General features: G+C 67.1%; 30 protein-coding genes. 13 read left to right on the top strand and 17 right to left on the bottom strand.

Going from position 1 to position 25,517, the window contains the following annotated elements:
- Nucleotides 1-9: 9 nt before the first annotated feature.
- Nucleotides 10-2,172, bottom strand: coding sequence for a DUF4118 domain-containing protein (locus ACGFK1_RS30795; protein ID WP_393439012.1), 2,163 nt, complete (start codon nucleotides 2,170-2,172; stop codon nucleotides 10-12).
- Nucleotides 2,173-2,461: 289 nt separating this feature from the next.
- On the opposite strand from ACGFK1_RS30795, the gene ACGFK1_RS30800 reads away from it, so the two are divergent.
- Nucleotides 2,462-2,836 (top strand): response regulator, encoded by a 375-nt coding sequence (locus ACGFK1_RS30800; RefSeq protein WP_393438864.1) that lies wholly within the window; start codon nucleotides 2,462-2,464, stop codon nucleotides 2,834-2,836.
- Here the strand turns inward: ACGFK1_RS30800 and ACGFK1_RS30805 are convergent.
- Nucleotides 2,814-3,467 carry a response regulator gene (locus tag ACGFK1_RS30805; protein ID WP_393438867.1) on the bottom strand — a complete coding sequence of 218 codons (654 nt, stop codon included), beginning with the start codon at nucleotides 3,465-3,467 and terminating at the stop codon, nucleotides 2,814-2,816. The two genes, ACGFK1_RS30800 and ACGFK1_RS30805, sit on opposite strands and share 23 nt — an antisense overlap.
- A gap of 175 nt (nucleotides 3,468-3,642) precedes the next feature.
- Between ACGFK1_RS30805 and ACGFK1_RS30810 the strand changes: the two genes are divergently transcribed.
- Together ACGFK1_RS30810 and ACGFK1_RS30815 are read left to right on the top strand one after the other, a co-directional pair.
- Complete coding sequence (locus ACGFK1_RS30810; RefSeq protein ID WP_393438869.1) at nucleotides 3,643-4,284, top strand: aquaporin; 642 nt, start codon at nucleotides 3,643-3,645, stop codon at nucleotides 4,282-4,284.
- A gap of 87 nt (nucleotides 4,285-4,371) precedes the next feature.
- Nucleotides 4,372-4,716, top strand: coding sequence for an ester cyclase (locus ACGFK1_RS30815; protein ID WP_393438872.1), 345 nt, complete (start codon nucleotides 4,372-4,374; stop codon nucleotides 4,714-4,716).
- Here the strand turns inward: ACGFK1_RS30815 and ACGFK1_RS30820 are convergent.
- From ACGFK1_RS30820 to ACGFK1_RS30855, 8 genes are all read right to left on the bottom strand, one after another.
- The gene (locus ACGFK1_RS30820; protein WP_393438874.1) at nucleotides 4,713-5,426 is read right to left on the bottom strand and encodes a hypothetical protein; all 714 of its coding nucleotides are present in this window, start codon (nucleotides 5,424-5,426) and stop codon (nucleotides 4,713-4,715) included. The genes ACGFK1_RS30815 and ACGFK1_RS30820 overlap by 4 nt on opposite strands.
- A complete protein-coding gene (locus ACGFK1_RS30825) occupies nucleotides 5,423-6,367 on the bottom strand; it encodes a VWA domain-containing protein (protein ID WP_393438877.1) in 945 nt (314 codons plus the stop codon). Before ACGFK1_RS30825 ends, ACGFK1_RS30820 begins: the two co-directional genes overlap by 4 nt.
- Complete coding sequence (locus ACGFK1_RS30830; protein WP_393438880.1) at nucleotides 6,364-7,344, bottom strand: hypothetical protein; 981 nt, start codon at nucleotides 7,342-7,344, stop codon at nucleotides 6,364-6,366. The genes ACGFK1_RS30825 and ACGFK1_RS30830 overlap by 4 nt, the downstream gene beginning before the upstream one ends.
- A complete protein-coding gene (locus tag ACGFK1_RS30835) occupies nucleotides 7,335-7,808 on the bottom strand; it encodes a hypothetical protein (protein WP_393438883.1) in 474 nt (157 codons plus the stop codon). Before ACGFK1_RS30835 ends, ACGFK1_RS30830 begins: the two co-directional genes overlap by 10 nt.
- Nucleotides 7,798-8,679: a DUF58 domain-containing protein gene (locus ACGFK1_RS30840; RefSeq protein ID WP_393438885.1), complete on the bottom strand. Its 882-nt coding sequence runs from the start codon at nucleotides 8,677-8,679 to the stop codon at nucleotides 7,798-7,800. Before ACGFK1_RS30840 ends, ACGFK1_RS30835 begins: the two co-directional genes overlap by 11 nt.
- Nucleotides 8,680-8,687: 8 nt before the next feature.
- Nucleotides 8,688-9,683 (bottom strand): AAA family ATPase, encoded by a 996-nt coding sequence (locus ACGFK1_RS30845; protein WP_393438887.1) that lies wholly within the window; start codon nucleotides 9,681-9,683, stop codon nucleotides 8,688-8,690.
- A gap of 81 nt (nucleotides 9,684-9,764) precedes the next feature.
- Complete coding sequence (locus ACGFK1_RS30850; RefSeq protein ID WP_393438890.1) at nucleotides 9,765-10,634, bottom strand: 1,4-dihydroxy-2-naphthoate polyprenyltransferase; 870 nt, start codon at nucleotides 10,632-10,634, stop codon at nucleotides 9,765-9,767.
- Nucleotides 10,635-10,656: 22 nt separating this feature from the next.
- Nucleotides 10,657-11,334, bottom strand: a complete 678-nt coding sequence (locus ACGFK1_RS30855) for a DUF1345 domain-containing protein (RefSeq protein WP_393438893.1) — start codon at nucleotides 11,332-11,334, stop codon at nucleotides 10,657-10,659.
- A gap of 85 nt (nucleotides 11,335-11,419) precedes the next feature.
- Between ACGFK1_RS30855 and ACGFK1_RS30860 the strand changes: the two genes are divergently transcribed.
- From ACGFK1_RS30860 to ACGFK1_RS30870, 3 genes are read left to right on the top strand one after another with little or no spacing between them, the layout of a single operon-like run.
- Nucleotides 11,420-12,196, top strand: coding sequence for an S-methyl-5'-thioadenosine phosphorylase (locus ACGFK1_RS30860; protein WP_393438895.1), 777 nt, complete (start codon nucleotides 11,420-11,422; stop codon nucleotides 12,194-12,196).
- The gene (locus ACGFK1_RS30865) at nucleotides 12,193-13,224 is read left to right on the top strand and encodes an NAD-dependent epimerase/dehydratase family protein (protein WP_393438898.1); all 1,032 of its coding nucleotides are present in this window, start codon (nucleotides 12,193-12,195) and stop codon (nucleotides 13,222-13,224) included. Before ACGFK1_RS30860 ends, ACGFK1_RS30865 begins: the two co-directional genes overlap by 4 nt.
- A gap of 26 nt (nucleotides 13,225-13,250) precedes the next feature.
- On the top strand, nucleotides 13,251-14,369 hold the full coding sequence (locus ACGFK1_RS30870) for an NAD(P)H-dependent flavin oxidoreductase (RefSeq protein ID WP_393438901.1): 1,119 nt from the start codon (nucleotides 13,251-13,253) through the stop codon (nucleotides 14,367-14,369).
- Between the two features lie 5 nt (nucleotides 14,370-14,374).
- Here ACGFK1_RS30870 and ACGFK1_RS30875 read toward each other — a convergent pair whose 3' ends face one another.
- Genes ACGFK1_RS30875 through ACGFK1_RS30885 form a run of 3 tightly spaced genes read right to left on the bottom strand, consistent with a single transcriptional unit; the run spans nucleotide 14,375 to nucleotide 16,583 of the window.
- Nucleotides 14,375-14,800, bottom strand: a complete 426-nt coding sequence (locus ACGFK1_RS30875) for a hypothetical protein (RefSeq protein ID WP_393438903.1) — start codon at nucleotides 14,798-14,800, stop codon at nucleotides 14,375-14,377.
- A gap of 58 nt (nucleotides 14,801-14,858) precedes the next feature.
- Complete coding sequence (locus ACGFK1_RS30880) at nucleotides 14,859-15,881, bottom strand: sensor histidine kinase (RefSeq protein ID WP_393439015.1); 1,023 nt, start codon at nucleotides 15,879-15,881, stop codon at nucleotides 14,859-14,861.
- Nucleotides 15,882-16,583, bottom strand: a complete 702-nt coding sequence (locus ACGFK1_RS30885; RefSeq protein ID WP_393438906.1) for a response regulator transcription factor — start codon at nucleotides 16,581-16,583, stop codon at nucleotides 15,882-15,884.
- A 105-nt stretch (nucleotides 16,584-16,688) separates the two neighbouring features.
- Between ACGFK1_RS30885 and ACGFK1_RS30890 the strand changes: the two genes are divergently transcribed.
- Genes ACGFK1_RS30890 through ACGFK1_RS30900 form a run of 3 tightly spaced genes read left to right on the top strand, consistent with a single transcriptional unit; the run spans nucleotide 16,689 to nucleotide 18,626 of the window.
- A complete protein-coding gene (locus ACGFK1_RS30890) occupies nucleotides 16,689-17,339 on the top strand; it encodes a glycosyltransferase family 2 protein (protein WP_393438909.1) in 651 nt (216 codons plus the stop codon).
- On the top strand, nucleotides 17,336-18,007 hold the full coding sequence (locus tag ACGFK1_RS30895; RefSeq protein ID WP_393439018.1) for a DUF2064 domain-containing protein: 672 nt from the start codon (nucleotides 17,336-17,338) through the stop codon (nucleotides 18,005-18,007). Before ACGFK1_RS30890 ends, ACGFK1_RS30895 begins: the two co-directional genes overlap by 4 nt.
- Nucleotides 17,997-18,626 (top strand): methyltransferase domain-containing protein, encoded by a 630-nt coding sequence (locus tag ACGFK1_RS30900; protein WP_393438911.1) that lies wholly within the window; start codon nucleotides 17,997-17,999, stop codon nucleotides 18,624-18,626. Before ACGFK1_RS30895 ends, ACGFK1_RS30900 begins: the two co-directional genes overlap by 11 nt.
- 16 nt (nucleotides 18,627-18,642) lie before the next feature.
- Here ACGFK1_RS30900 and ACGFK1_RS30905 read toward each other — a convergent pair whose 3' ends face one another.
- Nucleotides 18,643-19,125 carry a carboxymuconolactone decarboxylase family protein gene (locus ACGFK1_RS30905; RefSeq protein ID WP_393438914.1) on the bottom strand — a complete coding sequence of 161 codons (483 nt, stop codon included), beginning with the start codon at nucleotides 19,123-19,125 and terminating at the stop codon, nucleotides 18,643-18,645.
- A 64-nt stretch (nucleotides 19,126-19,189) separates the two neighbouring features.
- On the opposite strand from ACGFK1_RS30905, the gene ACGFK1_RS30910 reads away from it, so the two are divergent.
- The gene (locus tag ACGFK1_RS30910; RefSeq protein WP_393438916.1) at nucleotides 19,190-20,107 is read left to right on the top strand and encodes an RNA polymerase sigma-70 factor; all 918 of its coding nucleotides are present in this window, start codon (nucleotides 19,190-19,192) and stop codon (nucleotides 20,105-20,107) included.
- Here the strand turns inward: ACGFK1_RS30910 and ACGFK1_RS30915 are convergent, their stop codons facing one another.
- The gene (locus ACGFK1_RS30915) at nucleotides 20,108-21,463 is read right to left on the bottom strand and encodes a hypothetical protein (RefSeq protein ID WP_393438919.1); all 1,356 of its coding nucleotides are present in this window, start codon (nucleotides 21,461-21,463) and stop codon (nucleotides 20,108-20,110) included.
- A gap of 45 nt (nucleotides 21,464-21,508) precedes the next feature.
- Between ACGFK1_RS30915 and ACGFK1_RS30920 the strand changes: the two genes are divergently transcribed.
- The 3 genes from ACGFK1_RS30920 to ACGFK1_RS30930 all read left to right on the top strand — a co-directional run bounded on the left by ACGFK1_RS30920 (nucleotide 21,509) and on the right by ACGFK1_RS30930 (nucleotide 23,804).
- Entirely contained in the window at nucleotides 21,509-22,345 is an 837-nt protein-coding gene (locus ACGFK1_RS30920; RefSeq protein ID WP_393438921.1) for a GNAT family N-acetyltransferase, read from the top strand.
- Between the two features lie 39 nt (nucleotides 22,346-22,384).
- Nucleotides 22,385-22,972: a TetR/AcrR family transcriptional regulator gene (locus tag ACGFK1_RS30925; RefSeq protein WP_393438924.1), complete on the top strand. Its 588-nt coding sequence runs from the start codon at nucleotides 22,385-22,387 to the stop codon at nucleotides 22,970-22,972.
- A gap of 70 nt (nucleotides 22,973-23,042) precedes the next feature.
- Nucleotides 23,043-23,804, top strand: coding sequence for an SDR family NAD(P)-dependent oxidoreductase (locus tag ACGFK1_RS30930; protein WP_393438927.1), 762 nt, complete (start codon nucleotides 23,043-23,045; stop codon nucleotides 23,802-23,804).
- A gap of 101 nt (nucleotides 23,805-23,905) precedes the next feature.
- Here the strand turns inward: ACGFK1_RS30930 and menE are convergent, their stop codons facing one another.
- Both menE and ACGFK1_RS30940 read right to left on the bottom strand, forming a co-directional pair.
- The gene (menE, locus tag ACGFK1_RS30935; RefSeq protein WP_393439020.1) at nucleotides 23,906-25,045 is read right to left on the bottom strand and encodes an o-succinylbenzoate--CoA ligase; all 1,140 of its coding nucleotides are present in this window, start codon (nucleotides 25,043-25,045) and stop codon (nucleotides 23,906-23,908) included.
- On the bottom strand, nucleotides 25,042-25,344 hold the full coding sequence (locus tag ACGFK1_RS30940; RefSeq protein ID WP_393438929.1) for a DUF3349 domain-containing protein: 303 nt from the start codon (nucleotides 25,342-25,344) through the stop codon (nucleotides 25,042-25,044). The genes menE and ACGFK1_RS30940 overlap by 4 nt, the downstream gene beginning before the upstream one ends.
- Between the last annotated feature and the right edge of the window lie 173 nt (nucleotides 25,345-25,517).

The following is a 25,517-nucleotide window of genomic DNA, read 5'->3' on the forward strand; positions in this document are numbered from 1 at the left end:
GCGGTCACGTCATTCGCAGTGCAGTGGAATGGTGACTTCCAATGTCGTGCCACTCCCGGCGGGACTCGAGATGCCAAGGCGGCCCGCCAGTGCCTCGACCCGATCCTTGAGGCCGATCAGCCCGGAACCGGCACCCGCCGTGGCACCGCCGATGCCGTCGTCGCTGATGGTCAAAGTGAGCTCAGAGTCACCGGCGAACGCGAACACCTCGACCGAGGATGCCTGCGCGTGCTTCGCGGCGTTGGTCAGCGCCTCGGCGACGACGTAATAAGCCGCAACTTCAACCGATTCCGGTAACCGGCGATCGACGCTCACGTCGAGTTCGACGGGCACTGCCGAGCGTCGGGCAAGTGCTTTGATCGCGGGCCCAAGCCCGCCCTTGGAAAGGATCGCGGGATGTATGCCCCTGGAGATCTCCTGCAATTCGGTCGACACCCCGACCAGCCCGTCGACGACGTTCGACAATCTGTTCCGCAATTCCTGGTGTTCTTCTGGCACCGCTGCCTCGACCGCGCGCAGTTCGAGGCCCAACGACACGAGCCGCTGCTGCGCCCCGTCGTGCAGGTCGCGTTCGAAGCGGCGCCTGGCCGCGTCACCCGCGGTGACGATGCGCGCGCGGGACGCGGTGAGCTCCGCACGGGTTTCGGCGTTCGAGATGGCGGTCGCCACGAGATCGGCGAAATCGCCTATGCGCGTTTCGGTTTCCGCGGGCAGCGGCACTGTCCGCGCCGTTCCGATCACCAGGGCACCCCAGAGAGAGCCGTCGATGATGATCGGCGCACCGACCGAGGAATTGATGCCGAGTTGATGCATGCGTTCGGCCACGGGGCCGCTGGCGACGTCGAACGAGTCGATTCGGGCAGGCTGGCCGGTCGACAGGATCCTCGCCGCCGTGCTGTCGCCGTGCAGTGGAATACGTTCGCCAATGGACATTTTCGTCAGACCGGTGTCATCGCGCGCGGCCAGCAGAACCAGTGCCTCCCCGGATTCGTACCGCAGCAGCGCAACATTGTCGACACCGAGGCCCCGGGACAATTCACTGACGGCAGCGGGATACACCTGCGCCGGATCGACGCCCCGTGCCACCAGCGTGGCGACACGCCGAAGCGCTGCTTGCTGCTCCGCGAGGGCGCTGACTTCGGCGTGGCTGGCCTCCACCATCCGCTGCGCCTCCCGCAACCGGTCCTGCTCGCGACGCCGGTCGGTGACATCGCGCGCCGCGCCGTACAGCAGCCCGTTCACCGCCACAATGCTCCACTCCAGCCAACGCACCGCGCCGTCCGCGCGGATACAGCGGTTCTCGAATTGCGCTCTGCCGCCGCTGTTCGCCAGCGTCTCCAAGAACGAACTGGAGCGGTCGCGATCGTCGGGATGAATGAACTCGGCATAGCGCCGCCACTGCAACTCCACTCGCGGCGAACCGAATATGCGTTCCGCGGCAGGGTTGAGCCGACGGACTCGCGTCGCGTCGCCGATGAAGAACAGGTCCGACGTCAAGTCGAAGAACCGCTCGAGTTCCTTACGGCTGGTTTCGAGTTGGGCGTTGATCGCTTCGTGATCGCGCGCGGCGGCAAGCAACGCTTCCAGCGAAGGGACCAACCGTTGCACGCGATGCAGCCCCGACTCGGGCAGGTCCGCGGGCACCGACAACGTGCCGAGCACGGTGTCACCCTCGCGCAGCGAAAACACCGACGTCTTCTCGGTCGCGGTCACTACGTCCGTATCGAGTTCGGCAAACGACAACCCGAGCATCTGCGCGATCCGCTTTCCCGCGGCGTCCAGCGCCGGCCGCAGATCGCCGGCCCGCAGCATCACGCGGGCCAGGTCGGCGGCCAGGTCGGCCTCGCGTCTGCGTTGCTCGGACTCGGCGGCGCGCAACCGGGCCTGTCCGGCAAGGACGTTGGCCAGCAGCGCCACCGGCAGGAAGATCAGGATGGACACCACGTCCTGGGGGTGCCGCGGGATCAGCGTCCCCATTGTCTCCATGTGGAAGTACACGTAGACCGTGGCGCTGGCCAGCGAGGTGGCCACCGCCAAGCGCAGACCCCACCCGGCCGACACCACCAGCACTCCCAGCAGGAACAGTGCGCCGAAGGCGTTCGACGGGGCGATGCGATGCAGTTGATTCACCAGAAGTGTCTCTGCGGTGATGAACGCGGCGGCCACCAACATGCCCAGCCAGACCGGGGGTGCCGTCGGTCGCACGACAACTGCCAGCAGACGGGCATACAGCGAACGTCCAGGTTCGGGTCCGCTTGGAAAGGGTGGAGGCTGCTGCTGGTTCATCTTGTGTCTTCAACACGGAACGGCATCCGGTTTATTGCCGGTGCCCGTGGACGTGGTGATGGCAGCGATAAGTTCGATTTCCAGTTGGTTTCAATAAGGTGCATTCCGGCTAGCCGGAATGTAATGCCGAGGGACATCTGCGAGGCTGAAGCAGTGTATTGCCGTGGGTTGCGATATGCGTTGTCTGATCGTTGACGACAGCGCCGACTTTCGCGATGCTGCGTGCGCCATGCTCGAGCGCGCGGGTATCGACGTGGTCGGGAAGGCATCGAATAGCGCTGAGGCGCTTCGCTTTTACGAGGACACGCACCCCGACGTGGCGTTGGTCGACGTCGATCTGGGCGGCGAAGACGGATTCGAGCTCGCGGAGATACTCGATCGTGTGAGCGCGGCCAGCAGACTGGCGGTCATCCTGGTGTCCACGTACGCCGAGTCTGACCTGGAAGAGATGATTCACGCCAGCCCGGCAGTGGGTTTCCTGCAGAAGTTCTCGTTGACCCCCGACGCCATCCGTGACCTGCTGAAGGTCAGCGAGCTTCGAGGTAGGTGATCACCGCGCGGACGCGGCGGTGGTCGTCGCCGGTCTCGGGCAGGTTGAGCTTCGTCAGGATGCTGCGGACGTGCTTTTCGACGGTGCCCTCGGTGACCCACAGCCGCCGTGCGATGCCGGCATTCGACCGGCCTTCGGCCATCAGCATCAGGACCTCTTGTTCGCGGCCGCTGAGCACGGCCAGCGGGTCATCGCGGCGACGCGCCGAGACCAGCTCCTGCACCAGTGCGGGATCGACCACCGAGGCGCCCTTGGAGACGCGCTCGAGGGTGTCGACGAAGTCCGCGACGTCGGTGACACGCGTCTTCAGCAGATAGCCGATGGCGTGCCCGCTGGCCAGCAGTTCGGTCGCGTGCTCGACCTCCACGTGCGCGGACAGCACCAAGATGCCTGTGTCGGGCAGTTCCGCGCGGATCACCTTGGCCGCATCGAGCCCCTCGGTGGTGTGTGTCGGCGGCATGCGAATGTCGACGACGACGAGTTGCGGTTTGCGGTCGCGAACCAGGGCAAGCAACTCTGTCGCGTCTGCGGCCTGCCCCACCACGTCGAATCCTGAACGTTCGAGCAGGCTGGCGAGTCCCTCGCGCAACAGCACGTCGTCGTCGGCGACGACGACCTGCACGGCAGACATGAGCAATCCTTCCGGCGCCCGAATATAACAGGGCAGGTCACCAATCTTGCATGGAACTCACAGTCGAGGCAGCAAGATTGCGGCTAGCGGGTACGGCGTTCTCGGGGCAGCGGGAACGCCGGATGGCAGTCAGCGTTGACGACTTCGAGGCGCCCAGCCGCGAGAGTTGTTGTCCATGACCATTGCCCCGCACTGGCTGGACGAACTCCACACGTCGAGCGCGCTCGCTGAGAATCTTCGCACGCTCGAAAGGTACCTCGTTGAGGCGGTGGGCACATTTGGGCTGGTATTGACCGTCGGTGTGGCGCTGTGCAGCCGTCCATCGGTTGCGACGCTGGGTATCGGCACCAGTCTGATGGTGCTGATCTATGCGGGCGGGTATCGCGTTGGGGCGCATCTCAACCCCGCCATCACCTTGGCGGCGGCGCTGTGGGGCCGGATTCCGCTCGGTGCGGCGGCCGGATTCTGGATCACTCAGCTCGCCGCGGGGGCGTTCGCGGCGATCGCGAGCAAGCTCGTTGTCGGAGCGGATCAGTCCCAGGCCGTCACCGAGATGATGCTCGGGGGCCGCGTGCTGATGTTGGCGTTCGGGGCCGAGCTTCTGTTGTCTTTGGTGCTCGCATATGTGCTCTTCAGCTGTGTCGAACCGCGACATTTGGCACCGAACAGCGTGTGGCACTTGACTATCGGAGTTGCTGTCATCGGGGGCTCGGTCGATTTCGCGGCGTTGTTCGGCGGTGTCAACCTGGTCAGCCAGGTAATTGCCGGAGCTTTCACCGCGATCGCGTTTCTCGTCGGCGGATCGGCGGCGCGCTGATGTGCTTCGAGATTCGCGTTCTCGGCCTGACGATCGTGATCACGCCGCGGTCGCATAATCGGCGTCGCCGCGGGGTAGACGGCCGTTATGACTACCGCAAAGTCGCTGTATCAACGGTGGATCAACGAGTTGTGGGCGGGCAAGCCGATCGCGGCTGAGTTGGTCTCAGAGGACTTCGTCGGGCACTGGCCGAACCGTGAGGTGCGCGGTCCCGAGGAGCTGCAGTCAGTGGTCGACGAGACGCATGCGATGTTCTCCGAGTTGCAGTTCGTCGTCGACGTCGAGCCGTTCACCGAGCGCGACCTGTTGGCGGCCCGCTGGGTAGGGACGGGGTCGACCGCGCAGGGGCCCGCCCAGTTCACCGGCAACGACATCCTTCGACTCGCCGACGACCGGTTCGTCGAGTACTGGACGGGCACGTCGACCGGCTAGCCCGCCGCGTCCTGCAGCAGTTGGCGTAGCCGTTCGATCGAGTCGCCTTCGCCCGGATGCAACCGAAGCGGTCCGGTCAGCTCGTCGGGTTGCGGTGAGCGTTCCCCGATTCCCGTCGGCGGGGGCGGAGGCGAAGCAGGCGGCGGTGGCGGCGGTGGGGGCGGCGCCGCAGCAAGATTGGCCATCTTCGCCTTCAGCCGTTCCGAAGCGTCGTTGCGGACCGCTCGGCGCTCGGCGTCCGGGTCGGCGTTGCCAACGAAACACCCGGCAGGTGCGTCCTGTATGACGGCAAGCGCACTGGTGTAGAACATTCGCGCTTGGTCTGGTTGGCCCTCCCAGGCGGCCAGGTCGCCCTCCCGCTCACGCACCAGTTCGAGGTTCACCCGGGCCGGGCACACCAGTGCGGCATCGGCGCGTGTCAACGCCTCGGAGAAGCGGCTGTCCGCCTCGTCGAGGCGACCCTGAAGCACCGCCAGCGTGCCAGCGGCGAACGGCGCCTTGGCCGGTTCGATGACGTTGATGATCCGCATCGTCGACACGGCGGTGCGAAGCCCCGACACGTCGCCCTCGGCGAAATGCGCGCCCGCTGAATGTCCCGCGACCACAGCCGAGATCATCTTGGCCGCGGCGAGCAATGCAACGATGACGACCGGCGCCGAAAACAGCAGCAGACGTCGGCGCAGACGCAGGCGCGCTGGAGCCTCTTTCACACCGCCGCCCCCCGATATCTCGTCCGAGTCCTGCGGATCTCGCGGACAGTCAAGAACAGCTCGAACAGCAGCAGCACCGCCGCGGGGAATGTGAACACCCAATAGAGCTCGGTGGGTGACGAACCGATGCTCGTCATCTCGTGCTGTGCCGCACCGAGTTTCGGCTTGACGACAGCCTCCGGCAGCGGCTGGCCGGGCTCCCGGTGCACGTAGGCGATGCCCAGTTGTCCGGCGATGAGCTCCAGACGCGCCTGGTCGAACTCCGGCGGGGTGCCGTAGCCGAGCACCGCTCCGCCGTCGACCGTGCCTGCCACGGGCTCGAACTCGGCCTGCGGCGCGCTTGACCCGCTTGCCCCCGACCCGAAATAGAACACCAGGTTGGCCGAGTCACGGTACTGCTGTCCGGCGGCAATCAGTTGGTAGCGCAACACATTCGCGGCCGCGCCGGCGTCGGCGGTCGACCTCCCTTCAGGCTCATCGTACGGTGTCAACCGCGCGGTCACCGGCCGCAGGCTCCACACATCTTCGGACAGCGGCCAATCCAGCGAGGCGCGTGAGGAGAACGCGATGAGCGCGAACCTGGCATGTGGGTAGCGGTCGAGCAGGCCCGCGATGTCGGCGCGGATGCCGGCCATACGGGTGCTGGCCGCAAAGTCGGACACTCCGGAATCCGGCGATCGGTCCACGACCAGGAACACGTTGATGTTGTCGTCTGCCGGCGGCGACGCCGCGGCCTGCTGACCGCCCGTCGCGAGGCTGGGGCGCATCGCCGCGATCATCAGCAGCATGACCGCGAGGGTCAGCCCGCACCAGCGCCATACGGTCGCCCACCGCGCCCCGGCGGCGGTGTGCAACTGGTACATCGTGATCAGTCGAAGCGCGATCAGCGCCAGCGCTACCGCGGCAAGCAGGGCAGGCGGAAAGACCGGATCGAACGTCATCGGCGTAACACCGCCACCGATATACACAGCAGGGCCGCGGCAATCACTCCGACGGCGAGAGGGAACCCCGGCGCGTCCGATCGCCAACCGAGAACCGTTGCGCCACCGGGAAGCCCGGCCACCGGCGGTCGGGTGCCGATACTGTCCAGGTCGGCGGTCAGGTTGGTGCCCGCACCGGTGTAGTGGAAGAACTGTCCCCCTGTGGCCTCCGTGATCGATCGCAGGCCGGCCTCCCTGCCGCGTGGCGAGGTGGTGACGGCGTTGATCTGGACGCCTGCCTCGGCCGCCATCTCAGTGACGCGCTGCCCCACGAACAAGGCGGGTCGTGTCTCGCCCGGCGCCCGGATCGAACTGGGACCCAGATAGATCAGGGAACGGCCACGGTCGCTCTTGGCCTCGAACGACGGAAAACCGGTCATGCACAGCGCGAGGACATCGTCGACGCTGGGGGCGTAGTCGACATAAGTGACGTCAGGCGCGAATGCGGCGGCCCTTGACCGCCCAGCGGTGGCGTACGCCCCGAATTGCCCTGCGGCGAACTGGTAGTCGCGCGTCATCGGGACCACTCGGCGAGACGGCGATGTCAGTCCGATGCGTTGCGTGCCGAACGTCTTGGCCTTGGCTGCGAAATAGGTGAGGAATTGCGAGGTCGCGGGTTCGCCTACCGGTGCCCCGACGCACAGCATGATGTCCTGCGACACCTCGTCATTCGACGTCCAAAACCAACCCGTGGGCCGCGCGCTCGCAACCACGGCAGCGCAGAACGCCGTCAGCAACAGCGCCAGGGCAACGATCATGGCGATCAACCGCATGCGCGCCAGCCGGGCATAATCCGGCAGACCAGTCAGCCGCGCGGTGTTGGCCAACGGCCGCAACCCCCGACGCGCTTCGCCTTTCGCTGACAGCACCGCCAATGCTACGGCCCCGGCCAGGCACACCAGTCCGACGACGGCGACCGGCCACCAACTCAGCTCCACGTCCGGATCAACTCCTCGGCCGTGGTGGCCAGGTCGGTCATGTCCTCGCGCGACTCGGCGTTGAACTGGACGTCGTTGAGCGCGGCGAAAACGGGACCGGTGGCGGCCAGTTCACTGTCCATGATCGCTTCGACGTGCATGTACTGTGCTGGCGTTCCGGTGACCTGGTGAAGGAAACTGCGCAGCGTGCGGCTGATCTGCGCGCCCGCTTCGGCTGCGGTGAGGCGCCCGGAGCGGTGCCCGGCAACGGCGTTGCGGATGCTGTGGCGAAACCGCCGTCGTAACACATGGCCGTGTAACGACCGGATCACCGGTAGCCTGCGCAGTTGTCGCGACGGCAGTGTCCAGACCAACACACTCGCGTACCAGGTGCACACCAGCGCTATCAGCGCCACCCCCAACCACAGCCACCATGGCGAGTACGGCGGAGTACCGCTGACGAACCGCAGCACGTCATCCGGCACGGGCGAACACCTCCGTCATCTCGACGATGCGGTGCCGGATATCCGTGCTGCCCGCGATGGTGGTGTGCGCAATCGCGTGCCCGGTCATGAATTTCGCGAGCCGGCGGACTCTGTCTTGCTCGGCGCGCCGATACGCGGCCACGATCCGGGGGCCGAGCGCGGCGCCGCTCATCACGAATTGTCCCGTTGCCACGTCATAGCCGCCGCGGTCGTCGTCGACACCCGTGACCGCTGGCATGTCGGCAACCATCGCCCACAGTACGTCGTGCCGGGCCCGCAGGCGCGCGACGGTGCCGTCGAGGCGGCCACCGGCATCCCGGACATCGGGTTCGTCGGAGACCACCACCAGCAGTAGGGGATGCCGGTAATGCGTTGCGACATAATCGAGTTGACGCTCGATGTCACTCGGGCCCTGCTGTTCGCGGGTGTGGGTCTGGAACCGGTGCAGCATGCTTTCGATGTGCGTCTCACCGCGACGTGCGGGGATGTTGACACAGCCGCGGCCGTCTCCGTACACCAGGCCGATCTGGTCGGCGCGCCCGATGGTGATCAATCCGATCGCGCCCAAGATGTTCGTGGCGACATCGCGTTTCGTCTCCCCGCTCGGCGCCAGCGCCGACATGTTGCGGCCCGCGTCGGCGACGAGGAGGATCTTGTGGTGCTTCTCGGAGACGAAGCGCTTGATCAGGACGGCGCCCGATCGGGCCGACGCCTTCCAGTCGATATCGCGGACGTCGTCGCCCGGTACGTACGGCCGCAACTCATCGAATTCCATGCTGCGGGTGTGCAGCAGGGCGTAGCGACCGCCTTCCAGCATGCCGCGGGTGTCGGTGCCGAAATGCGCCTTGGCCCTGTTGAGATGCTTGCCCACCGCGACCTCTACGGCACTCGCACCGCTTGCAGCACTGCATCGATGATCACTTCCGGGGTGATGTTCGCGCTGACCGCCTCGAAGCCGAGAATCAGCCGGTGCCGCAGCACCCGGTGGGCGAGCTTGGCGATGTCGTCGGGGATGACGTGTCCGCGACCGGAAAGCACCGCGAGTGCGCGTGCGGCCTGACACAAGGCAATGGTGGCCCGCGGGCTGGCGCCGTATTCGACTACGCGGCCAAGGTTTTTCGGCAGATACTGTTCTGGTGCGCGCGTCACGTTGACCAGCCTGCTTGCGTAGAGCATCAAGGCGCGGTCCATGTGCACGTTACGGACGACATGCTGCAGCCGGCGGATGTCGTCTAGTCCGACCACAGCGCGGGTGCGACGGCCCTTGTCGTATACGCCGGCATCCATTCGCGCCATCACCTCGACCTCTTGTTCAGACGAGGGATAGCTCAGAACGTCCTTGAGCATGAACCGGTCGGTCTGCGCCTCGGAAAGCGGATAGGTGCCTTCCTGGTCGACGGGGTTCTGGGTGGCGATCACCAGGAACGGCTCCGGTATCGGATACACCTTGCCCGCGATGGTGGTCTGACGTTCCTCCATCGCCTCCAGCATCGCGCTCTGCGTTTTGGCACTCGAGCGGTTGATCTCGTCGAGAAGGACGATGTTGCTGTGCACAGGACCCAGCTGGGTGACGAATGAGTGGGTCTGCGCTTCGTACACCTGCGTGCCGATGATGTCGCTGGGCAGCAGGTCCGGTGTGCACTGGATGCGCTGGAATCCGCCGTGGATGGCCTCGGCGATCACCCGGGCCGCTGTCGTCTTGGCCAGGCCCGGCACGCTCTCGATCAGGACGTGCCCGCCCGCGAGCAGCCCGATGAGCAGCGATTCGCGCAGGTTCTCCTGGCCGACCACCTTGGCCGAGAACGCATCGGCGATGGCACCGACGACGCGCTGGACGTCCGCGATGTCGGACGACTGCGCGCGTGCTGCGGTCATGGATGCCTTTCGAGCCCTTGAAGAGGAGACGAAGTGCGTTGTGTACCCCGGCCAGGGTATCCGCACACCGTCGCAGGCCGGTCAGCCAAACGCCAAGGCCAGCGCCACCGCGACGGCCCAGACCAGCATCGTCAGGCCGGTGTCGCGCAGCACCGGAATCAGGTCCTTGCCGCCGAGGCCTCTCCGGATCGGACCCGACGCACGCGCGGCGAGCGGCGCCGCGATCAACCCGACCGCGCACCACGGCGTCGCCAGCATCAGCACCAGTGTGAGTGTGAACGCGACCACGAGCAGTGTCTGGTACAGCATTCGGGTGCGGGCGTCGCCGAGTCGCACGGCAAGCGTGATCTTGCCGGAATCCCTGTCGGTCGGGATGTCGCGCAGGTTGTTGGCCACCAGCACCGCCGACGACAGCGATCCCATCGCGACGGCCAGTGCCAGCCCGACCCAGTCGACCCTCAGCGCCTGGGTGTACTGCGTGCCGAGCACCGCGATCAGCCCGAAGAACACGAACACCGCCACCTCGCCGAGGCCGAGATAGCCATACGGCTTCGACCCGCCGGTGTACAGCCAGGCACCGGCGATGCACACGGCTCCGACCGCGATCAGCCACGGCGCGCTCAACCACGCCAGCACCACCCCGGCCACCGCCGCCACGCCGAGGCTCACCAGGGCGGCCGTCAGCACCGCGCGCGGCGCAGCCAGTTTCGACCCGACGAGCCGCAGTGGCCCCGCCCGGACATCGTCGGTGCCGCGGATGCCGTCGGAGTAGTCGTTGGCGTAGTTGACGCCGATGATCAGCGCCACCGCGACGAGCAACGCCAGCAGCACCTTCCACCAGCATGCGGCGTCAAGCCAGGCGGCGCCTCCTGTGCCTGCGATCACCGGCGCGACCGCGTTGGGCAGCGTCCGCGGGCGGGCGCCCTCCACCCACTGCGCGAAACTGGCCACGAGCGCAATCGTGCCACGGGCCTCAACTGCTGAAGTTGGTCAGCCCGACGACGAGGTTGATCGTGACGGCGATGATGATCGCGCCGAGGAGGAAAGACAACAGCGCGTGCCCGAGCGCGGTGGTGCGTATCTCGCGATCCTTGATGTTGGTGTCAGAGACCTGATAGGTCATTCCGATCGTGAAGGCCAGATACGCAAAATCGGTGTAACTGGGTTCGGCGTCCGGATCGCCGCCCTGATTGAAATCGATTCCCTCCCCGCCGCCCGAGTAGTACTGGCGCGCATAGCGCAGTGTGAACACCGTGTGCACAGCCAGCCAGGACGCGGCGACACTCAGTGCGCCGACGGCCGCGGCGACGACATCGCCGCGATGGGTCTTCTCCGCCATCAGCAGATAGCCCACGCCGGCAAGGCTCGCCAGGCTCGCCAGCACCATGATCGCGTGCGACCAGCCGCGGGTGGCGTCCTCCTCATGCCGGCGACATGCGTGGTCGCGGGTTTGCTCGGCGGACAGGTGATAGATCAGCGCCCACGTCGAACCGAGATAGATGGCGGCGGTGAGGATCCACCCCACCGCGGGCGCGTACGGCCAGCCCGCGGTGACGCCGACGGCAAGCGCCGCCGCGCCGCCGACCAGAACGGCAATGCCCACCCGAACCAGTACCGGCCCGTCCCGGCCGAATAGCTGCGCAAGCCCCATCGTGCGAGTCAAGCACCCGAACCTGAGGGTGACCTTGCGCGATGCCCGACAATGGACCAGTTGCGCGGACGTGAGGAGCACAGACTTGTTGGGAGTCATTGGCGGCAGCGGTTTCTACACCTTCTTCGGTCCCGACGCCCGCAGCATCAGTCTGGATACGCCGTATGGTGCGCCGAGCGCGCCGATCACAGTCGGCACGGTCGGCGAGCACGAGGTCGCGTTCCTGCCCCGGCATGGCGTCAAGCACGAATTCTCGCCGCACACCGTGCCGTATCGCGCCAACATGTGGGCGCTGAGGGCGCTCGGCGTGCGCCGCATCTTCGCACCCTGCGCGGTCGGCAGCCTCACCGCCGAGCTTGGGCCGGGGGCCATGGTGGTGCCCGATCAACTGGTGGACCGCACCACAGGCCGCGCGGACACCTACTTCGATTCTGGCGGCATCCACGCGGGCTTCGCCGATCCGTACTGTCCGACATTGCGAGCAGCGGCAGCCGACCTGCCCGGCGTGGTCGACGGTGGCACCATGGTGGTGATCCAAGGACCTCGGTTCTCCACCCGCGCCGAGAGTCAGTGGTACGCCCGTCAGGGTTTCACGTTGGTGAACATGACCGGCTATCCCGAGGCTGTGTTGGCTCGAGAGCTCGAAATGTGTTATGCCGCAATTGCTTTGGTCACCGATCTGGATGCGGGCATCGATGCCGACACGGCCGTGCGGGCCGTTGACGTGTTCGCGGAGTTCGAACGCAACATGGTGCCGTTCAAGAAGTTGATGCACGAGGCCATAGACCGTGTGACGACCGAACGCGGCTGTACGCACTGCCTGCCGCACGAGGGCGTTCAACTTCCGTTCGAGCTGCCGTGAGAGTGCTGCTGACCGGCGCGGCCGGCTTCATCGGGACCAGGGTGGCCGCCGCGCTGGCCGACAACGGGCACGACGTGGTGGCGATCGACGCCATGCTGCCCGCCGCGCACGGATCCAATGGCGAACTGCCACAGAATGTTGCGCGTGTCGACGTGCGTGACGCCGCGGCGCTGGCGCCACTGCTCGAGGGTGTCGACGTGGTCTGCCATCAGGCCGCGGTGGTCGGCGCAGGCGTCAATGCCGCCGACGCGCCGTCCTACGGCAGCCACAACGACTACGGCACCGCGGTGCTGCTCGCCGCGATGTTCGCGGCGGGTTGTCAGCGACTGGTGCTGGCGTCGTCGATGGTGGTGTACGGACAGGGCAACTTCGAGTGCGACGAGCACGGGTTGGTCGATCCGTCGGCGCGCACGCGAGCCGATCTCGATGCAGGCATCTTCGAACACCGCTGCCCTATCTGCGGGGAGCAGGTGCGGTGGCGGCTGGTCGGCGAGGACGCGCCGCTTCGTCCGCGCAGCTTGTACGCGGCCAGCAAGACCGCGCAGGAGCACTACGCCTTGGCGTGGGCCGAGTCGACCGGTGGCTCCGTGGTCGCGCTGCGCTATCACAACGTCTACGGCCCCGGCATGCCGCGGGACACGCCCTACTCCGGCGTGGCGGCGATCTTCCGCAGTCAGCTCGAAGCGGGCGATGCGCCAAGGGTTTACGAGGACGGCGGGCAGATGCGTGACTTCGTCCACGTTGCTGATGTCGCCGCTGCCAACGTGGCCGCGGTCGGCAGTCAACTGCCCGGATTCTCGGCGTTCAACGTGTGTTCCGGTCGGCCGATTTCCATCCTCGAGATGGCCACCGAACTGTGTGAGACCCGCGGTGAGGTGCTGCCGGTCGTCACGGGTCAGTACCGCAGCGGCGATGTGCGCCATATCGTGGCCGACCCGACCCGTGCCGCGGACGTGCTCGGCTTCGTGGCGGCCGTCGATCCGCGCGACGGACTGCGTGAGTTCGCGCACGCCCCGCTGCGGGGGTAGACGTTTCACCTAGTGATACTGGTGGCATGAAGCCAGCGATCTGCGAACAGTTCGGTATCGATTTCCCGTTGTTCGCCTTCAGTCATTGCCGCGACGTGGTGGCCGCCGTCACCAACGCCGGTGGGTTCGGGGTGCTCGGTGCGACGGCGTTCACGCCGGACTGGCTGGACAAGGAGTTGTCCTGGCTCGACGAGCACGTCGGCGGCAGGCCGTACGGCGTCGACCTGATCGTGCCTGCCAAATTCGAGGGCAAGGGCGAAAAGCTCGCGCCTGGCGAGTTGGCATCGCGGATTCCCGAGGACTACCGCGGATTCATCGCCGACCTACTCGCAGCCCACGGCATCGAACCGGAAGAGGCGCCGCGCACCGGTCCCTCGTTTCTGTCAGGCGACACCGGTCAGGACTTGCTCGACGTCGCGTTCGGTCATCCCATCAAGCTGATCGCCAACGCGCTCGGCGTGCCGCCGGACTACATGATCGAGGCGGGCAAGGAGCGAGGTGTTCCCGTCGCGGCGCTGGTCGGCGCCAAGGAGCACGCGGTCAAGCAGGTGCAGGCGGGCGTCGACCTGATCGTCGCGCAGGGCACCGAGGCCGGCGGCCACTGCGGCGAGGTCACCACGCTGGTGCTCATCCCCGAAGTGATCGAAGCGATCGAGGGCGCGGTCCCTGTGCTCGCCGCCGGCGGCATCGTGACAGGCAGGCAGATGGCCGCCACCGTCGCGATGGGCGCCGACGGCGCGTGGACAGGATCGGTGTGGTTGACGACGGAGGAGGCCGAGACGGCGCCGCACACCGTGCAGAAGATGCTGGCCGCATCGTCACGGGATACCGTGCGGTCCGCCGGGCGTACCGGAAAGCCTGCGCGACAACTGAAGTCGGAGTGGACGGACGCCTGGCTGCCGAATGACGGCGGCCAGAAGCCGTTGCCGTTACCACTGCAGTCGATGTTGAGCGAGCCGATCATCCGCCGCGTCGACACATTGGCCTCGCAGGGTCACCAGGGCGCCCAGGCGTTGGCGACCTACTTCGTCGGGCAAGGTGTGGGCCTGATGAACAAGGTGAAGCCCGCCCGCGAAGTGGTGCGCGAATTCATCGAGGACTATCTGGCGGCGACGGAGCGGTTGAGCAACTCGCTGCCGGACTGAGCGCGTTACGGCACGCTGACGCAGCCCACACCCGGAACGCAGCCGCCGCCTCCACCTGGTCCGCCGCCACCGGTGGGTCCACCCGGGATCGAGCCACCACCGCCACCGGGACCGCCGCCGCCGGTCGGGCCGCCGGGAACGCCGCCGCCGCCACCCTCAGGGCCGCCACCGCCGGTGGGGCCGCCGGGAACGCCGCCGCCACCACCCTCAGGGCCGCCGCCTCCGGTGGGCCCGCCGGGAACCGCCGTGTCGGTGGTCGTCACCGGTGCAGTGGTCGTCGCCGTGGTGGTCGTGGTTGTCGTGGTGGTCGTGGTGGTCGTGGTGGTCGTGGTTGTCTCGTTGCCGCTGTCACCGCCGCCGCAGCCGACCACCAACACCATCGCCGCCGCGCCGCCGAACAGCGCCATCCCCGTTTTTGCACCCGATTTCATGGCGGGGGTGTTGCCCTTCGCCGGACGGTCGAAACACCGGCCCGTCGGCGGGCGGCGCTCAGTCGGCCAACGGCAACCGCACCTCGAAGCGCGCCCCCGTCGCGAGGTTGTGCGCCGACAGCGTGCCGCGATGCGCCTGCACCAACCCGGCGGCGATCGCAAGGCCCAGCCCGGAACCGCTGGGCAGCGACGAATCGGCTCGCGGCACTCGGTCGTTGGAACCGCGATACGCGACGTCGAACACCCTGGGCAGGTCGGCCTCGTCGATGCCGACTCCGGTGTCGTCGACGCGGGCCCACGCGCTCTTCTCGTCGGAACCCAACGCCAGCAATACTTTGCCGCCTGCAGGCGTGTGTGCGATTGCGTTCGCGACAAGATTCGACAACACCCGCACCAGCGCCCGGTCGCTGCCGAGGACCTGCACCGGCTTTTCCGGCAACTCCGCCTTCAGCAGCACCCCGGCTCGCTCGGCGGCGATCCGGTGCGCGGCCAGCACATCGTCGACGACTTCGTCGAGCGCCACCCTGTCGAGCACCGGTTCCACCGCGCCCGCATTGATCTTCGACATCTCGAACAGGTCGTCGACCATCTCAGAGAGCCGAATAGACTCCTGCTCAATGGTTTTCGCGTGCACTCGAACTTCGGGATCCGGCACCACACCGTCGGCGATCGCCTCAGACACCGCCCGGATACCCGCCAACGGCGTGCGCAGGTCGTGGCTGACGAACGCCACCAGTCGGCGGCGCGAATGCTCGGCCGCACGTTCGGAATCGCGGATCTCTTGTTCCCACACCGTTCTTCGGGCCTGATAGCGGGCCAGCATCACCGCGGCGGGGATGGTCACCACCGACACGATCACCAGTACCACTGCGGTGCGCTCAAATGTCTCGGTGATCATGAACCCGCTGGCGCCAAGCACACCGGAGAAGGTCGCCAGCACCGGGATCAGCACCAGCGCCACCATGCTGACCGCCAGCGACCACGACCGCGCCAGTCGGATCACGAGCGCCCCAGCGAGCACGACGGGCACCGAACATGCCAGCGCCCACGCCGCGATCTCCCACAGATCATTCGGCACGATCTAGGCCTTCTGCTCTTCGCGCGAGCGCTCGTCGCCGCTCCACAGATATCCGCGGCCCCACACCGTCTGCACGCGATGGTGCTCGCCGAGTTTGGATCGTAGCCGCTTGACGTGCACGGTGACCGTAGACAGATCACCGAAGTCCCAGCGCCACACCTGTTTCAACAACTCCTCGCGGGAGAACACGGTGTCGGTATGGGTGAGGAAGAACGTCAGAAGGTCGAACTCGCGGTTGGTCAGGCTGACCGGCTCGCCGGCGATGGTCACCGAACGCGCGGCGGTCGAGACCGTCATTTCGCCGACGGTGACGTCCTGCGGCAGCCCCCCGATCGGTGAGGATGTCCGCCGCAGCACCGAACGGACCCGCAGCGCCAGCTCTCGTGGGCTGAACGGCTTGGTGAGGTAGTCGTCGGCGCCCGCCTCCAGTCCGGCGATCCGGTCGTCCTCCTCACCGAGTGCGGTCAGCAGGATCACCGGCATTGCGTAGCCGCCCTGCTGGCGCAGGCTGCGGCACAGCGTCAGGCCGTCCGGTCCCGGCATCATCACGTCGAGTACCGCGACGTCGATGCGCTGCGATCCGAGCAGCCGGAGCGCCTCGGTGCCGTCGTGTGCGATCGAGACGTCGAGGCCGTCGCGCTCCAGATAGCGGCGCACGACATCGCGCACCACGGTGTCGTCATCGGCGATCAACACCCGTGTCATGTTTTCGACCTTAATCTCGCGACGCCACTACCAGCGCCTATGTCATTGTTCCGTCACTGTTCATTCGTTGCCGCGGGCAACTTGGACGGCCTACCGTCGAAAACCATGCCGGACGTCACGGTGGTGCTGCCCTGCCTCAATGAGGCGTCATCGCTGCCAGGGGTTCTTGCCGCCATGCCTAATGGGTACAGGCCGCTCGTGGTCGACAACAACAGCACCGACGGCACAGCGGACGTCGCACGCAGGCACGGCGCCGACGTGGTCGCCGAACGGCGGCCGGGTTACGGCTCGGCGGTGCACGCCGGGGTGGTGGCGGCCTCGACGCCGATCGTGGCGGTCATCGACGCCGACGGCTCGCTGGACGCACGTGAGCTGCCTGCGCTTGTCGAGGAACTCGACCGCGGCGCCGATATGGCCATCGGTCGTCGCCGCGCCGTCGCGGGACTGCGCTGGCCGTGGCATGCCCGCCTCGGCACCGCCGCGGTGTGCTGGCGGTTGCGTACCCGCTACGGGTTGCCCGTTCACGACATCGCACCGATGCGGGTGGCGCGCCGCGAGGCGCTGCTGGCGCTGGGCGTAACGGATCGGCGGTCCGGCTATCCGCTCGAACTGCTGGTTCGTGCGGCCCAAGCCGGCTGGCGGGTGGTCGAACGCGACGTGTCATACGGCCCGCGCACCGGCGGAAAGTCGAAGGTGAGCGGGTCATTGCGGGGGAGTTTCATTGCCGCACTGGACTTTTGGCGAGTGATCTCGTGATCCCGGTGGTGGTGTTGGTGGTGGCCAAGGCTCCCGTGCCCGGGCAGGCCAAGACGCGGCTGGCGGCCAGCGTGGGAGACCGCGCAGCGGCCGATATCGCGGCGGCCGCGCTGCTGGACACGTTGGATGCGGTGGCCGATGCGCCGGTAGCCGCGCGGGTGGTGGCACTGACCGGCAACCTCGACGCCGCCAGCTCCGGCGACGAAATCCGTTCGCGCTTGGCTGATTTCACCGTGGTGCCGCAGCGCGGTGCAGACTTCGCGGCTCGGTTGGCCAACGCGCACGCGGACGCCTCAGTAGCCACGAACGGACTTCCCGTTTTGCAGATCGGCATGGACACCCCGCAGGTCACCGGCGACCTGCTGGCCGAATGCACGCGTGAGCTGCTGGCTGCCGACGCGGTGCTGGGCCTCGCGCGCGACGGGGGATGGTGGGTGCTTGGCGTCACCGACGCCCCTGCGGCCGACTGCCTGCGCTCGGTCCCGATGTCGCGACCCGACACCGGAGCGGTAACGCTGGCCGCGCTCGGCGGCACGACCGCCAATGTCAGCCTTGTTCCCACCCTGGCCGACGTGGACACCGTCGAGGACGTCGACGTGGTCCGCGCGCAATGTGCGCCGGAAAGTCGGTTCGCGCGCGCGACCCGGGGTGTGACCCATGCTCGGTAACCTCTACGACCGCGCATTGAACGGCGAGCGCTGCTGGCTACGACACGACGACGGCCGCCTCGATCGGCTACCGGTACGCAGGTGGCTGGGTGGCCGGAACGCCGATGCCCACTTCGACCGCACGCTTGTCGGGCTGTGCAGCGGCCCGACCATCGACTTGGGTTGCGGCCCTGGCCGGTTGGTGGTCCGCCTGGTGCAGCGCGGAGTGCCCGCGTTGGGAGTCGACCAGTCGGCCACCGCGGTCACGCTCGCGCGCCGCAGCGGCGCCCCGGCCCTACGCCGCGACGTGTTCGACCCGTTGCCGGGGGCCGGTCGGTGGCACACCGTGCTGCTGGCCGACGGCAACGTCGGCCTCGGCGGTGATCCGTGGCGCATCCTGCGCCGGGCAGGCGAACTGCTACGCCAGGGCGGACGCTGTCTGGCCGAATTCGATTCGGCCGTCGAGGGAATCCACACCGGATGGGTCCGGCTCGAATCGGCGCGGGCGATCGGCCCCTGGTTCCAGTGGGCGTCGGTCGGCGTCGACTGCGCGGCGCGGCTAGCCGACGACGTGGGTCTCACGGTCGCAGGGATCCACCCGATCGGCCGCCGCGTGGTGGCCAGCCTGGTCGCGAAATGAGAATCTCGGCGACTGCTCAGGACATACCGGCGAGCATCCCGGCCCGATAGGTTCCGGCAGGATTGCGTACGATCACGTTGAGCCGATTGGCCGCATTGATCAGCGCGATCAGGCAGACCAGCGCGGCAGCTTGGTCGTCGTCGTAGTGCTCACGGACCAGCGCCCAGGTCTGGTCGGCCACGCCGCCGTTGGCGTCGGCGAGCCGGGTGCCTTCCTCCGCCAGCGCCAGCGCGGCGCGTTCGGCATCGGTGAACACGATCGCCTCACGCCACGCCGCCACCAGGTTGAGCCGCACCGCATCTTCTCCGGCCGCCGCGGCCTCCTTGGTGTGCATGTCGACGCACACGGCGCAGCCGTTGATCTGACTGGCGCGCAGGCTGACCAACTCCTGGGTGGCCTTCGGCAGCGTCGACTGGTCGATCACCAGGCTGGCGTTGACGAACCGCTTGGCGAACGCGGCGGCCAGGTCGTTGTTCATCAGGTCGATTCGGGCGTCCATTCTTCCTCCTCTGTCGTGGTGCACATGAGATGCCGGCGGGCCGCCGTTTGTGACAATCGATCCGATGTCACAAATCGGGGCCCACCGGTGTCTGATGGACATGTCCGACATCGCCACCCAGGTCTTCCTCGCTCATCGCAACCTGCTCTTCACGGCCGCCTATGAGCTGCTGGGTTCGGCCGCCGACGCCGAAGACGTGTTACAAGAAACCTGGTTGCGGTGGGTGGACGTCGACCTCGAAACGGTGCGTGACCAGCGGGCGTACCTGGTCCGGATCGCCACTCGACAGGCCCTTGGGAGGTTACGCACGCTCGGCCGCCGCAGGGAGGCCTACGTCGGGCCGTGGCTGCCAGAGCCCCTGCTCACCACCCCCGATGTCGCCGACGACGTCGAATTGGCCGACAGCGTCTCGATGGCGATGTTGTTGGTGATGGAGACGCTGACGCCCACCGAACGGGCGGTGTTCCTGCTGCGCGAGGTGTTCGAGTTGGAGTACGACGAGATCGCCGAAGCCGTCGACAAGAGTTCGGCCGCAGTCCGCCAGATCGCGCACCGGGCGCGGTCGCACGTGGCGGCCCGCAGACCGCGGGGCGTCGTGTCCACCGGCGAAACCCGGGATGCGCTCGAGGCGTTCCGGCGGGCGGTGGAAACGGGTGATCTGCAGGGCCTGGTCGACGTCCTCGCCCCTGACGTGGTGCTGTTGAGCGATGGCGGCGGGGTCAAACAGGCGCTGCAGCGGCCGATCAGGGGTGCGCACAGGGTGGCGCGCATGCTGGCGCTCGGCCTGCCGAAGATCGTCGGAGAACTCTCCGTCGAAACCGTGCAGATCAACGGCGGACCGGCGCTGATCATTCGTCTCGACAACCAGATCGACAACGTGGTCGCGGTACGCATCGACGACGGTCTGGTTTCGGGGCTCTACATCGTGCGCAATCCCGAGAAGCTGTCGTACGTGAATCGCGAAACCCGGCTGCGCCGTTGACTACCAGTTCGTCAGGATGAAGTGGTTGACCAACAGCGCGCCGACGACGTTGACGGCGAGCCACCAACGCTGCGTCCGCAACGGCAACGCCGCCCCTGCCGCGGTGAGCCACACCATGAACGGCAACCAAATGCGTTCCGTCTCAGCCTTACTCAGCATCGACAGATCTGCACACACAATCGACAACAGCGCGGCGAGCACGACCAGGTGCAATCCCGACCGCCGCCTGATCGCCGCGATGTCGAACAGTCGGCCGATGCCGGCAACGCTGCCAAGCCCGATCGCGCACACCACCGACGCGAGGTTCGCCCACGACCAGTATTGGAACGGCCGGTCGTTCGCGATGCCCTGCCAATACCGGTGTTGCACCAGCGTGTAACCGTCGAACCACCAGAACCCGGCGAGCGCGAACACACCGACGACGGCCAGCGCGGCGAGGACCGCGGGCACCAATGCCGCGACGGCCGATCGCCAATTCGCCGCCGTGATCAACACGGCCACCGCAGGCAGCGCCATCAATCCCAGTCCATAGTTGAGGAAGATGCCCCAGCCGAGCAGCAGCCCCGAACCCGCGGCGGCGAGCACGGGCCAGCGCGCCGTGCGCCGAACCGCCAAGGCCAACAGTGCGATTCCCCAGGCCGCCACGCCCGCGTAATAGCCGTCCGCTGACACCGCGACCCAGATGGCCGTCGGCGCCACGGCGACGAAGGGCGCCGCCGACCGGGCGGTGCTTTCATCCGCCAACGCGCGCAGTGCAACGACGATCGCCGCCGCGGCGCTCGATCCGGCGAGCAGGCACAGCAGTCCCGCCCATGCGCCACCGCCAAGCCCGATGCGGTCCAGCCAGACGAATGTCAACAACGCGCCAGGTGGATGACCGGACACATGGGTGATCCACGAATTCGGTTGAAAGTCAGGGATTCTGCTCGCGAAGGTGCGCACCGCTTCTCCGATATCGGTGACGCTGGGCACCTGGCGCAGGTACTCGTGCTGGGCGGCGAGGCGATGAGCGAAGCCGCGGTACCAACCGTCGATCATCGCAAGGGCGAACGCCCACGCGCACGCGGTGGCCCAGGTGGCCAACGGCAACGCCCGCCACGGCAGTCGGGCGGCGACGGCTCGGCCCCACAGCACGGCGGCGATGCCGATCACAATCGCCGGGACGGTTCCCCAGCCGACATGAGCATTCCACCATCCGAAGATCGGCGCGGTGTCGGCGAAGCTGTGCAGCCGGGCGGGCGACGCGCGAATCAGCGGCGTGACGATGCCCAGGTGCAGGTGCGGCACGACGAACGCCGCGACCACCAGAAGCACGCCGACGGCGACCGCCACCGCCTCCCTGTGACCGATCCGCACGACGTCAGCCTATTGGGCGCTCGTCGCAGCTAATCTGACGATTCGATGACTACCGACGCCGCGCCGGTCTTCGGCAGCACACACCTGGCCGAGCGCATCGAGCGTGTCGAGACACAGATGATCACCGCCGCCACCGAGTTCGCCAGGCAGCGGGTGGGTGCCGGAGTGTTCGTCATCCCGATCGCAGGGGGCGCCGCGTGCTACGCCGAGGACGGCTCGCCGCTGAACAAGGTCGTCGGTCTCGGCTTCGAAGGAGTGCCGGATGGCGACGCGATCGACGGCATCGAGCGGGAATTCGCCGCGCGCGGCGTCCCGACCCAGGTCGAGTTGTCCAACCTTGCCGATCCGGCGATCGGTGCGGCCCTGACGGCCCGCGGCTATCAACTGGTGTCGTTCGAGAACGTGCTCGGGCGGTCGCTGGACGACGATCCGCGGCCGCTCACACCGCCGGGAGTCCAAGTGCGGCCCAGTGACGATCCGGCCGCGTGGCTCGATGTGGTGGTCGACGGCTTCGCTCACCCGGACGAGGAGGACGTGCCCACGCACGAGGACTTTCCACGCGAGGCGATCGCGCGGGTGATCGACGATATGCAACGGGCAGGCGCCGCACCCTATCTCGCGTTCCGCGACGGCGCGGTGGCCGGCGGTGCAAGCATGCGGGTGTCGGACGGCGTCGCGCAGTTGACCGGCGCGGCGACCGCGCCTGCCCATCGCAGGCGGGGAGTGCAGACCGCGTTGTTGTCGGCGCGACTGGCCGACGCCGTGCGTGCGGGCTGCGACATCGCCGTCGTCACCACCGCGCCAGGATCGAAGTCGCAGCAGAACGTGCAGCGCAGGGGTTTTCATCTGCTGTATACGCGTGCGGTGCTGGTCAAGAGCTGATCCGTACCGTTCGTTCCATAACTGACGTACGCTGGACGCATGCCACGACCCCGCAAGTTCGACGAAGGCGACGTGATCGCCGCCGCCCGTGACCAGTTCTGGTCGCACGGATACGCCGCCACATCGGTCGACGACCTCACGTCGGTGACCGGTCTGGGCAAGGGGTCGCTCTACGGGGCGTTCGGCGATAAGCACGCACTGTTCATGAGGGCCCTCGACGACTACATCGACGCTGCGATGGACCGCGTTCGCGGCGCGTTGCGGGATCCGAGGTTCAGCGCCTATGACCGATTAGTGCGGCACATCCGCGGCCAGGTCAAGGACATCGCGGCGGACAAGTCGCGGCGCGGTTGCATGATGGCCAAGAGCGCCGCCGAACTGAGCGCCACCGACGACGTGGTGGAACGGGCCGTCGAGAGTGCCTATGCCACATGGGCGGCTGAGCTCGGCCAGTGCATCGAGGAGGCTCAGCGCGACGGTGACATCGACAAGCAGCGCAACCCGCAGGTGCTGGGCACGACCGTGCTGGCGTTCATGCGTGGCCAGGAGGCGCTGCACAAGGGCGGGACGAAACCCGCCGCGCTCAAGGCGGCCGCTGAGGAGATGATCGACCTGCTGTCCGCATAGCGGAATAGATTCCGCGCGGGCGGTGTCCTAGTTCTTGACCGTATGGTCCAGAATTGGAAAGGGCACAGCTATGGCACTCCTCAAGGGCAAGACAGCGGTGATCACCGGCGGCACCACGGGCATCGGCTTGGCCACCGCCAAGCGGTTCGTCGAAGAGGGCGCATACGTCTTCGTCACCGGGCGTCGTCAGGCCGAACTCGATGCGGCCGTCAAGGAAATCGGTGACAACGTCACCGGTGTACAGGGCGACGTGAGCAAGGCGGAAGACCTCGACCGGTTGTACGCGGCGATTGGTGACAGTGGTCGTCGAATCGACGTCGTGTTCGCCAACGCCGCCGTCATCGACGTCGCTCGGATCGGGGACATCACCGAGGAGCACCTCGACCATCTGCTGGACATCGACTTCAAGGGCGCGGTGTTCACCGTGCAGAAGGCGCTGCCGCTGCTCAACGACGGTGGCTCGATCATCCTGAATTCGTCGAACACCAACGCCAAGGGCAGCGACGGCATCGGGGTGTACGCGGCGATCAAGGCGGCGTTGCGGTCGTTGGCCCGTACGTGGGCAAGTGAGTTGCGGGGGCGCAACATTCGCGTGAATGTCGTCAGCCCCGGCGCCACCGAGACACCCGGCATCAACGCGCTTGCCGAACTCCTGTTTCCCGGCCCCGACGCGGCCAGCCAGTTCGAGAAGTATCAGATCAGCGGCGTCCCGCTGGCCCGCTACGCCGCAGTCGAGGAGGTGGCGAATGCAGTGGTGTTCCTGGCCTCGGACCTGAGCAGCTTCACCACCGGTGCCGACCTCCCCGTCGACGGCGGCATCAACCAGATCTGACGAACCGAATCGCCGAAACTGTATTCCAGCAGGCCGTTTCTCGCACTTTCGCTGCTGGAATACAGTTTCGCCGCTGCCCCAGTTTGCGCGAATCCGTCGGACTAGCCGTATCGCGCAGCGAGTGCCCTGCGGTCCACCTTTCCGATGCCGCGACGCGGTAGTTCATCGACGACGTGAACCTCCCGCGGCGCGGCCGTGACAGGCAGTGTCGATGCGACGTGCGTGCGCAACTCGGCCAACGTCGGTGCGGCACCTTCGGATACGACGACGATCGCCGCGACCACCCGCTGGCCCCACCGATCATCGGCCACACCGAACACCGCGGACTCCGCAATCGCCGGATGTGTCGCCAGCGCCGCCTCCACCAGCTGGGGCAGCACCGTCAATCCGCCGGTGCTGATCGCATCGTCGACCCGGCCCAGAACCCGCAATACGCCCGAATCATCAAGGACACCAACGTCATCAGTGCGGAACCAGCCCGGCTCGTCGAACGGATCCGGCTGCACAGGATTGCGATAACCTTTGGCCAGCGTCGCGCCACCGAGCACGACCCGGTTGTCGTCGATGCGCACCTGAACCCCGTCCAGCGGCACGCCGTTGTACACACAACCGCCCGCGGTCTCGCTCATCCCATACGTCCGTACCACTGATATCCCTGCCGCAGAGGCTTTTTCGGCCACGCCGTACGGCATCGGCCCGCCGCCGATCAACACGGCGTCCAGCTCGGCAAGTGCCGCCGTCGCAACCGGGTCACGCAACGCCCTGTCCAACTGCACCGCCACCAACGACGCATATCGCCTGCCCGAGCCCAATGAAGCGATAGCGGAGGCCAATTCGGGCGCGTCGAATGCCGGCGACACCGTGGCCGGGGTGGTGCCGGCGATGACACTGCGCACCAGCACCTGTAGGCCCGCGACGTGATGAGCGGGCAGCGCCAACAACCACGCCCCCTGACCGCCCAACCGGCGGTGCGTGGCATCTGCGCTGGCGGTCAACGTCGCCGCGGTCAACATCGCCCCCTTGGGTGTCCCTGTTGTGCCCGATGTCGACACCACCACCGCGACGTCGTCGTCGATCGGCTCGCCGGCCCGCAATGACGTTGTCAGCAGCGAGGTTTGACCTTCGTCGTCGGCGGGCACCGGAAGCATGCACACTCGACCGGCGAGTGCGTCGGCCACCACCGGCAGCAGTGACAGCGCTGACTCGCCCGATGGGACGGCAACGGGTTGAAGCTCGGCTATTCTGACTCCTCGTCGTCGCGGGGCTCGTCAAGTGGCCACCCCTTGACGGCCAGTCGATTCCGCACCCGCTCCACGTCATTGGGCGCCGGAAGTTCGTCGGTGATCTGGGTGATCAGCACGCCGATGTCGACGTGATCGAATTCGCCGCGGTTGATCAACTCGGTCGCAACCGTCTTCACCTCGTCGTCGGTCAACCGCGGTTTGAGGAGGGCGAACAGCGGAACCCGGTCCGGACCCGGTACCCCTTCGGGATAGCCGGCGGTGATCCACGCCACGATTCTGGCGAGAAATTTGGTCACAGTGTCACCTCCCCACGGACGGCCCGGCAGCCTCGACTCACATGCCGGACCGATGGTAGTGCTCGGACCTGGCAGCGACGCACGCTAACGGTCGCCGGACAGCTGGTGAATAGTTGATGAACAGCTCGGCCCGCGGGGCAAACTCACTGGTCGGACAGCGCGAGCGGGGCGGC

Source organism: Mycobacterium sp. NPDC048908 (genome assembly GCF_043197955.1).
Taxonomy (GTDB): Bacteria; Actinomycetota; Actinomycetes; order Mycobacteriales; family Mycobacteriaceae; genus Mycobacterium.

Excerpts from the sequence above, each read along its gene's own strand:
- ACGFK1_RS30890 (WP_393438909.1), top strand. The coding sequence starts at position 16,689 with ATGCCGGACGTCACGGTGGTGCTGCCCTGCCTCAATGAGGCGTCATCG.
- ACGFK1_RS30900 (WP_393438911.1), top strand. The coding sequence starts at position 17,997 with ATGCTCGGTAACCTCTACGACCGCGCATTGAACGGCGAGCGCTGCTGG.
- ACGFK1_RS30875 (WP_393438903.1), bottom strand. The coding sequence starts at position 14,800 with ATGAAATCGGGTGCAAAAACGGGGATGGCGCTGTTCGGCGGCGCGGCG.
- ACGFK1_RS30815 (WP_393438872.1), top strand. The coding sequence starts at position 4,372 with ATGACTACCGCAAAGTCGCTGTATCAACGGTGGATCAACGAGTTGTGG.
- ACGFK1_RS30825 (WP_393438877.1), bottom strand. The coding sequence starts at position 6,367 with ATGACGTTCGATCCGGTCTTTCCGCCTGCCCTGCTTGCCGCGGTAGCG.
- ACGFK1_RS30855 (WP_393438893.1), bottom strand. The coding sequence starts at position 11,334 with ATGGGGCTTGCGCAGCTATTCGGCCGGGACGGGCCGGTACTGGTTCGG.
- ACGFK1_RS30800 (WP_393438864.1), top strand. The coding sequence starts at position 2,462 with ATGCGTTGTCTGATCGTTGACGACAGCGCCGACTTTCGCGATGCTGCG.
- ACGFK1_RS30810 (WP_393438869.1), top strand. The coding sequence starts at position 3,643 with ATGACCATTGCCCCGCACTGGCTGGACGAACTCCACACGTCGAGCGCG.
- ACGFK1_RS30795 (WP_393439012.1), bottom strand. The coding sequence starts at position 2,172 with ATGTTGGTGGCCGCCGCGTTCATCACCGCAGAGACACTTCTGGTGAAT.
- ACGFK1_RS30845 (WP_393438887.1), bottom strand. The coding sequence starts at position 9,683 with ATGACCGCAGCACGCGCGCAGTCGTCCGACATCGCGGACGTCCAGCGC.
- ACGFK1_RS30920 (WP_393438921.1), top strand. The coding sequence starts at position 21,509 with ATGACTACCGACGCCGCGCCGGTCTTCGGCAGCACACACCTGGCCGAG.
- ACGFK1_RS30905 (WP_393438914.1), bottom strand. The coding sequence starts at position 19,125 with ATGGACGCCCGAATCGACCTGATGAACAACGACCTGGCCGCCGCGTTC.
- ACGFK1_RS30870 (WP_393438901.1), top strand. The coding sequence starts at position 13,251 with ATGAAGCCAGCGATCTGCGAACAGTTCGGTATCGATTTCCCGTTGTTC.
- ACGFK1_RS30910 (WP_393438916.1), top strand. The coding sequence starts at position 19,190 with ATGTCACAAATCGGGGCCCACCGGTGTCTGATGGACATGTCCGACATC.
- ACGFK1_RS30805 (WP_393438867.1), bottom strand. The coding sequence starts at position 3,467 with ATGTCTGCCGTGCAGGTCGTCGTCGCCGACGACGACGTGCTGTTGCGC.
- ACGFK1_RS30930 (WP_393438927.1), top strand. The coding sequence starts at position 23,043 with ATGGCACTCCTCAAGGGCAAGACAGCGGTGATCACCGGCGGCACCACG.
- ACGFK1_RS30925 (WP_393438924.1), top strand. The coding sequence starts at position 22,385 with ATGCCACGACCCCGCAAGTTCGACGAAGGCGACGTGATCGCCGCCGCC.
- ACGFK1_RS30885 (WP_393438906.1), bottom strand. The coding sequence starts at position 16,583 with ATGACACGGGTGTTGATCGCCGATGACGACACCGTGGTGCGCGATGTC.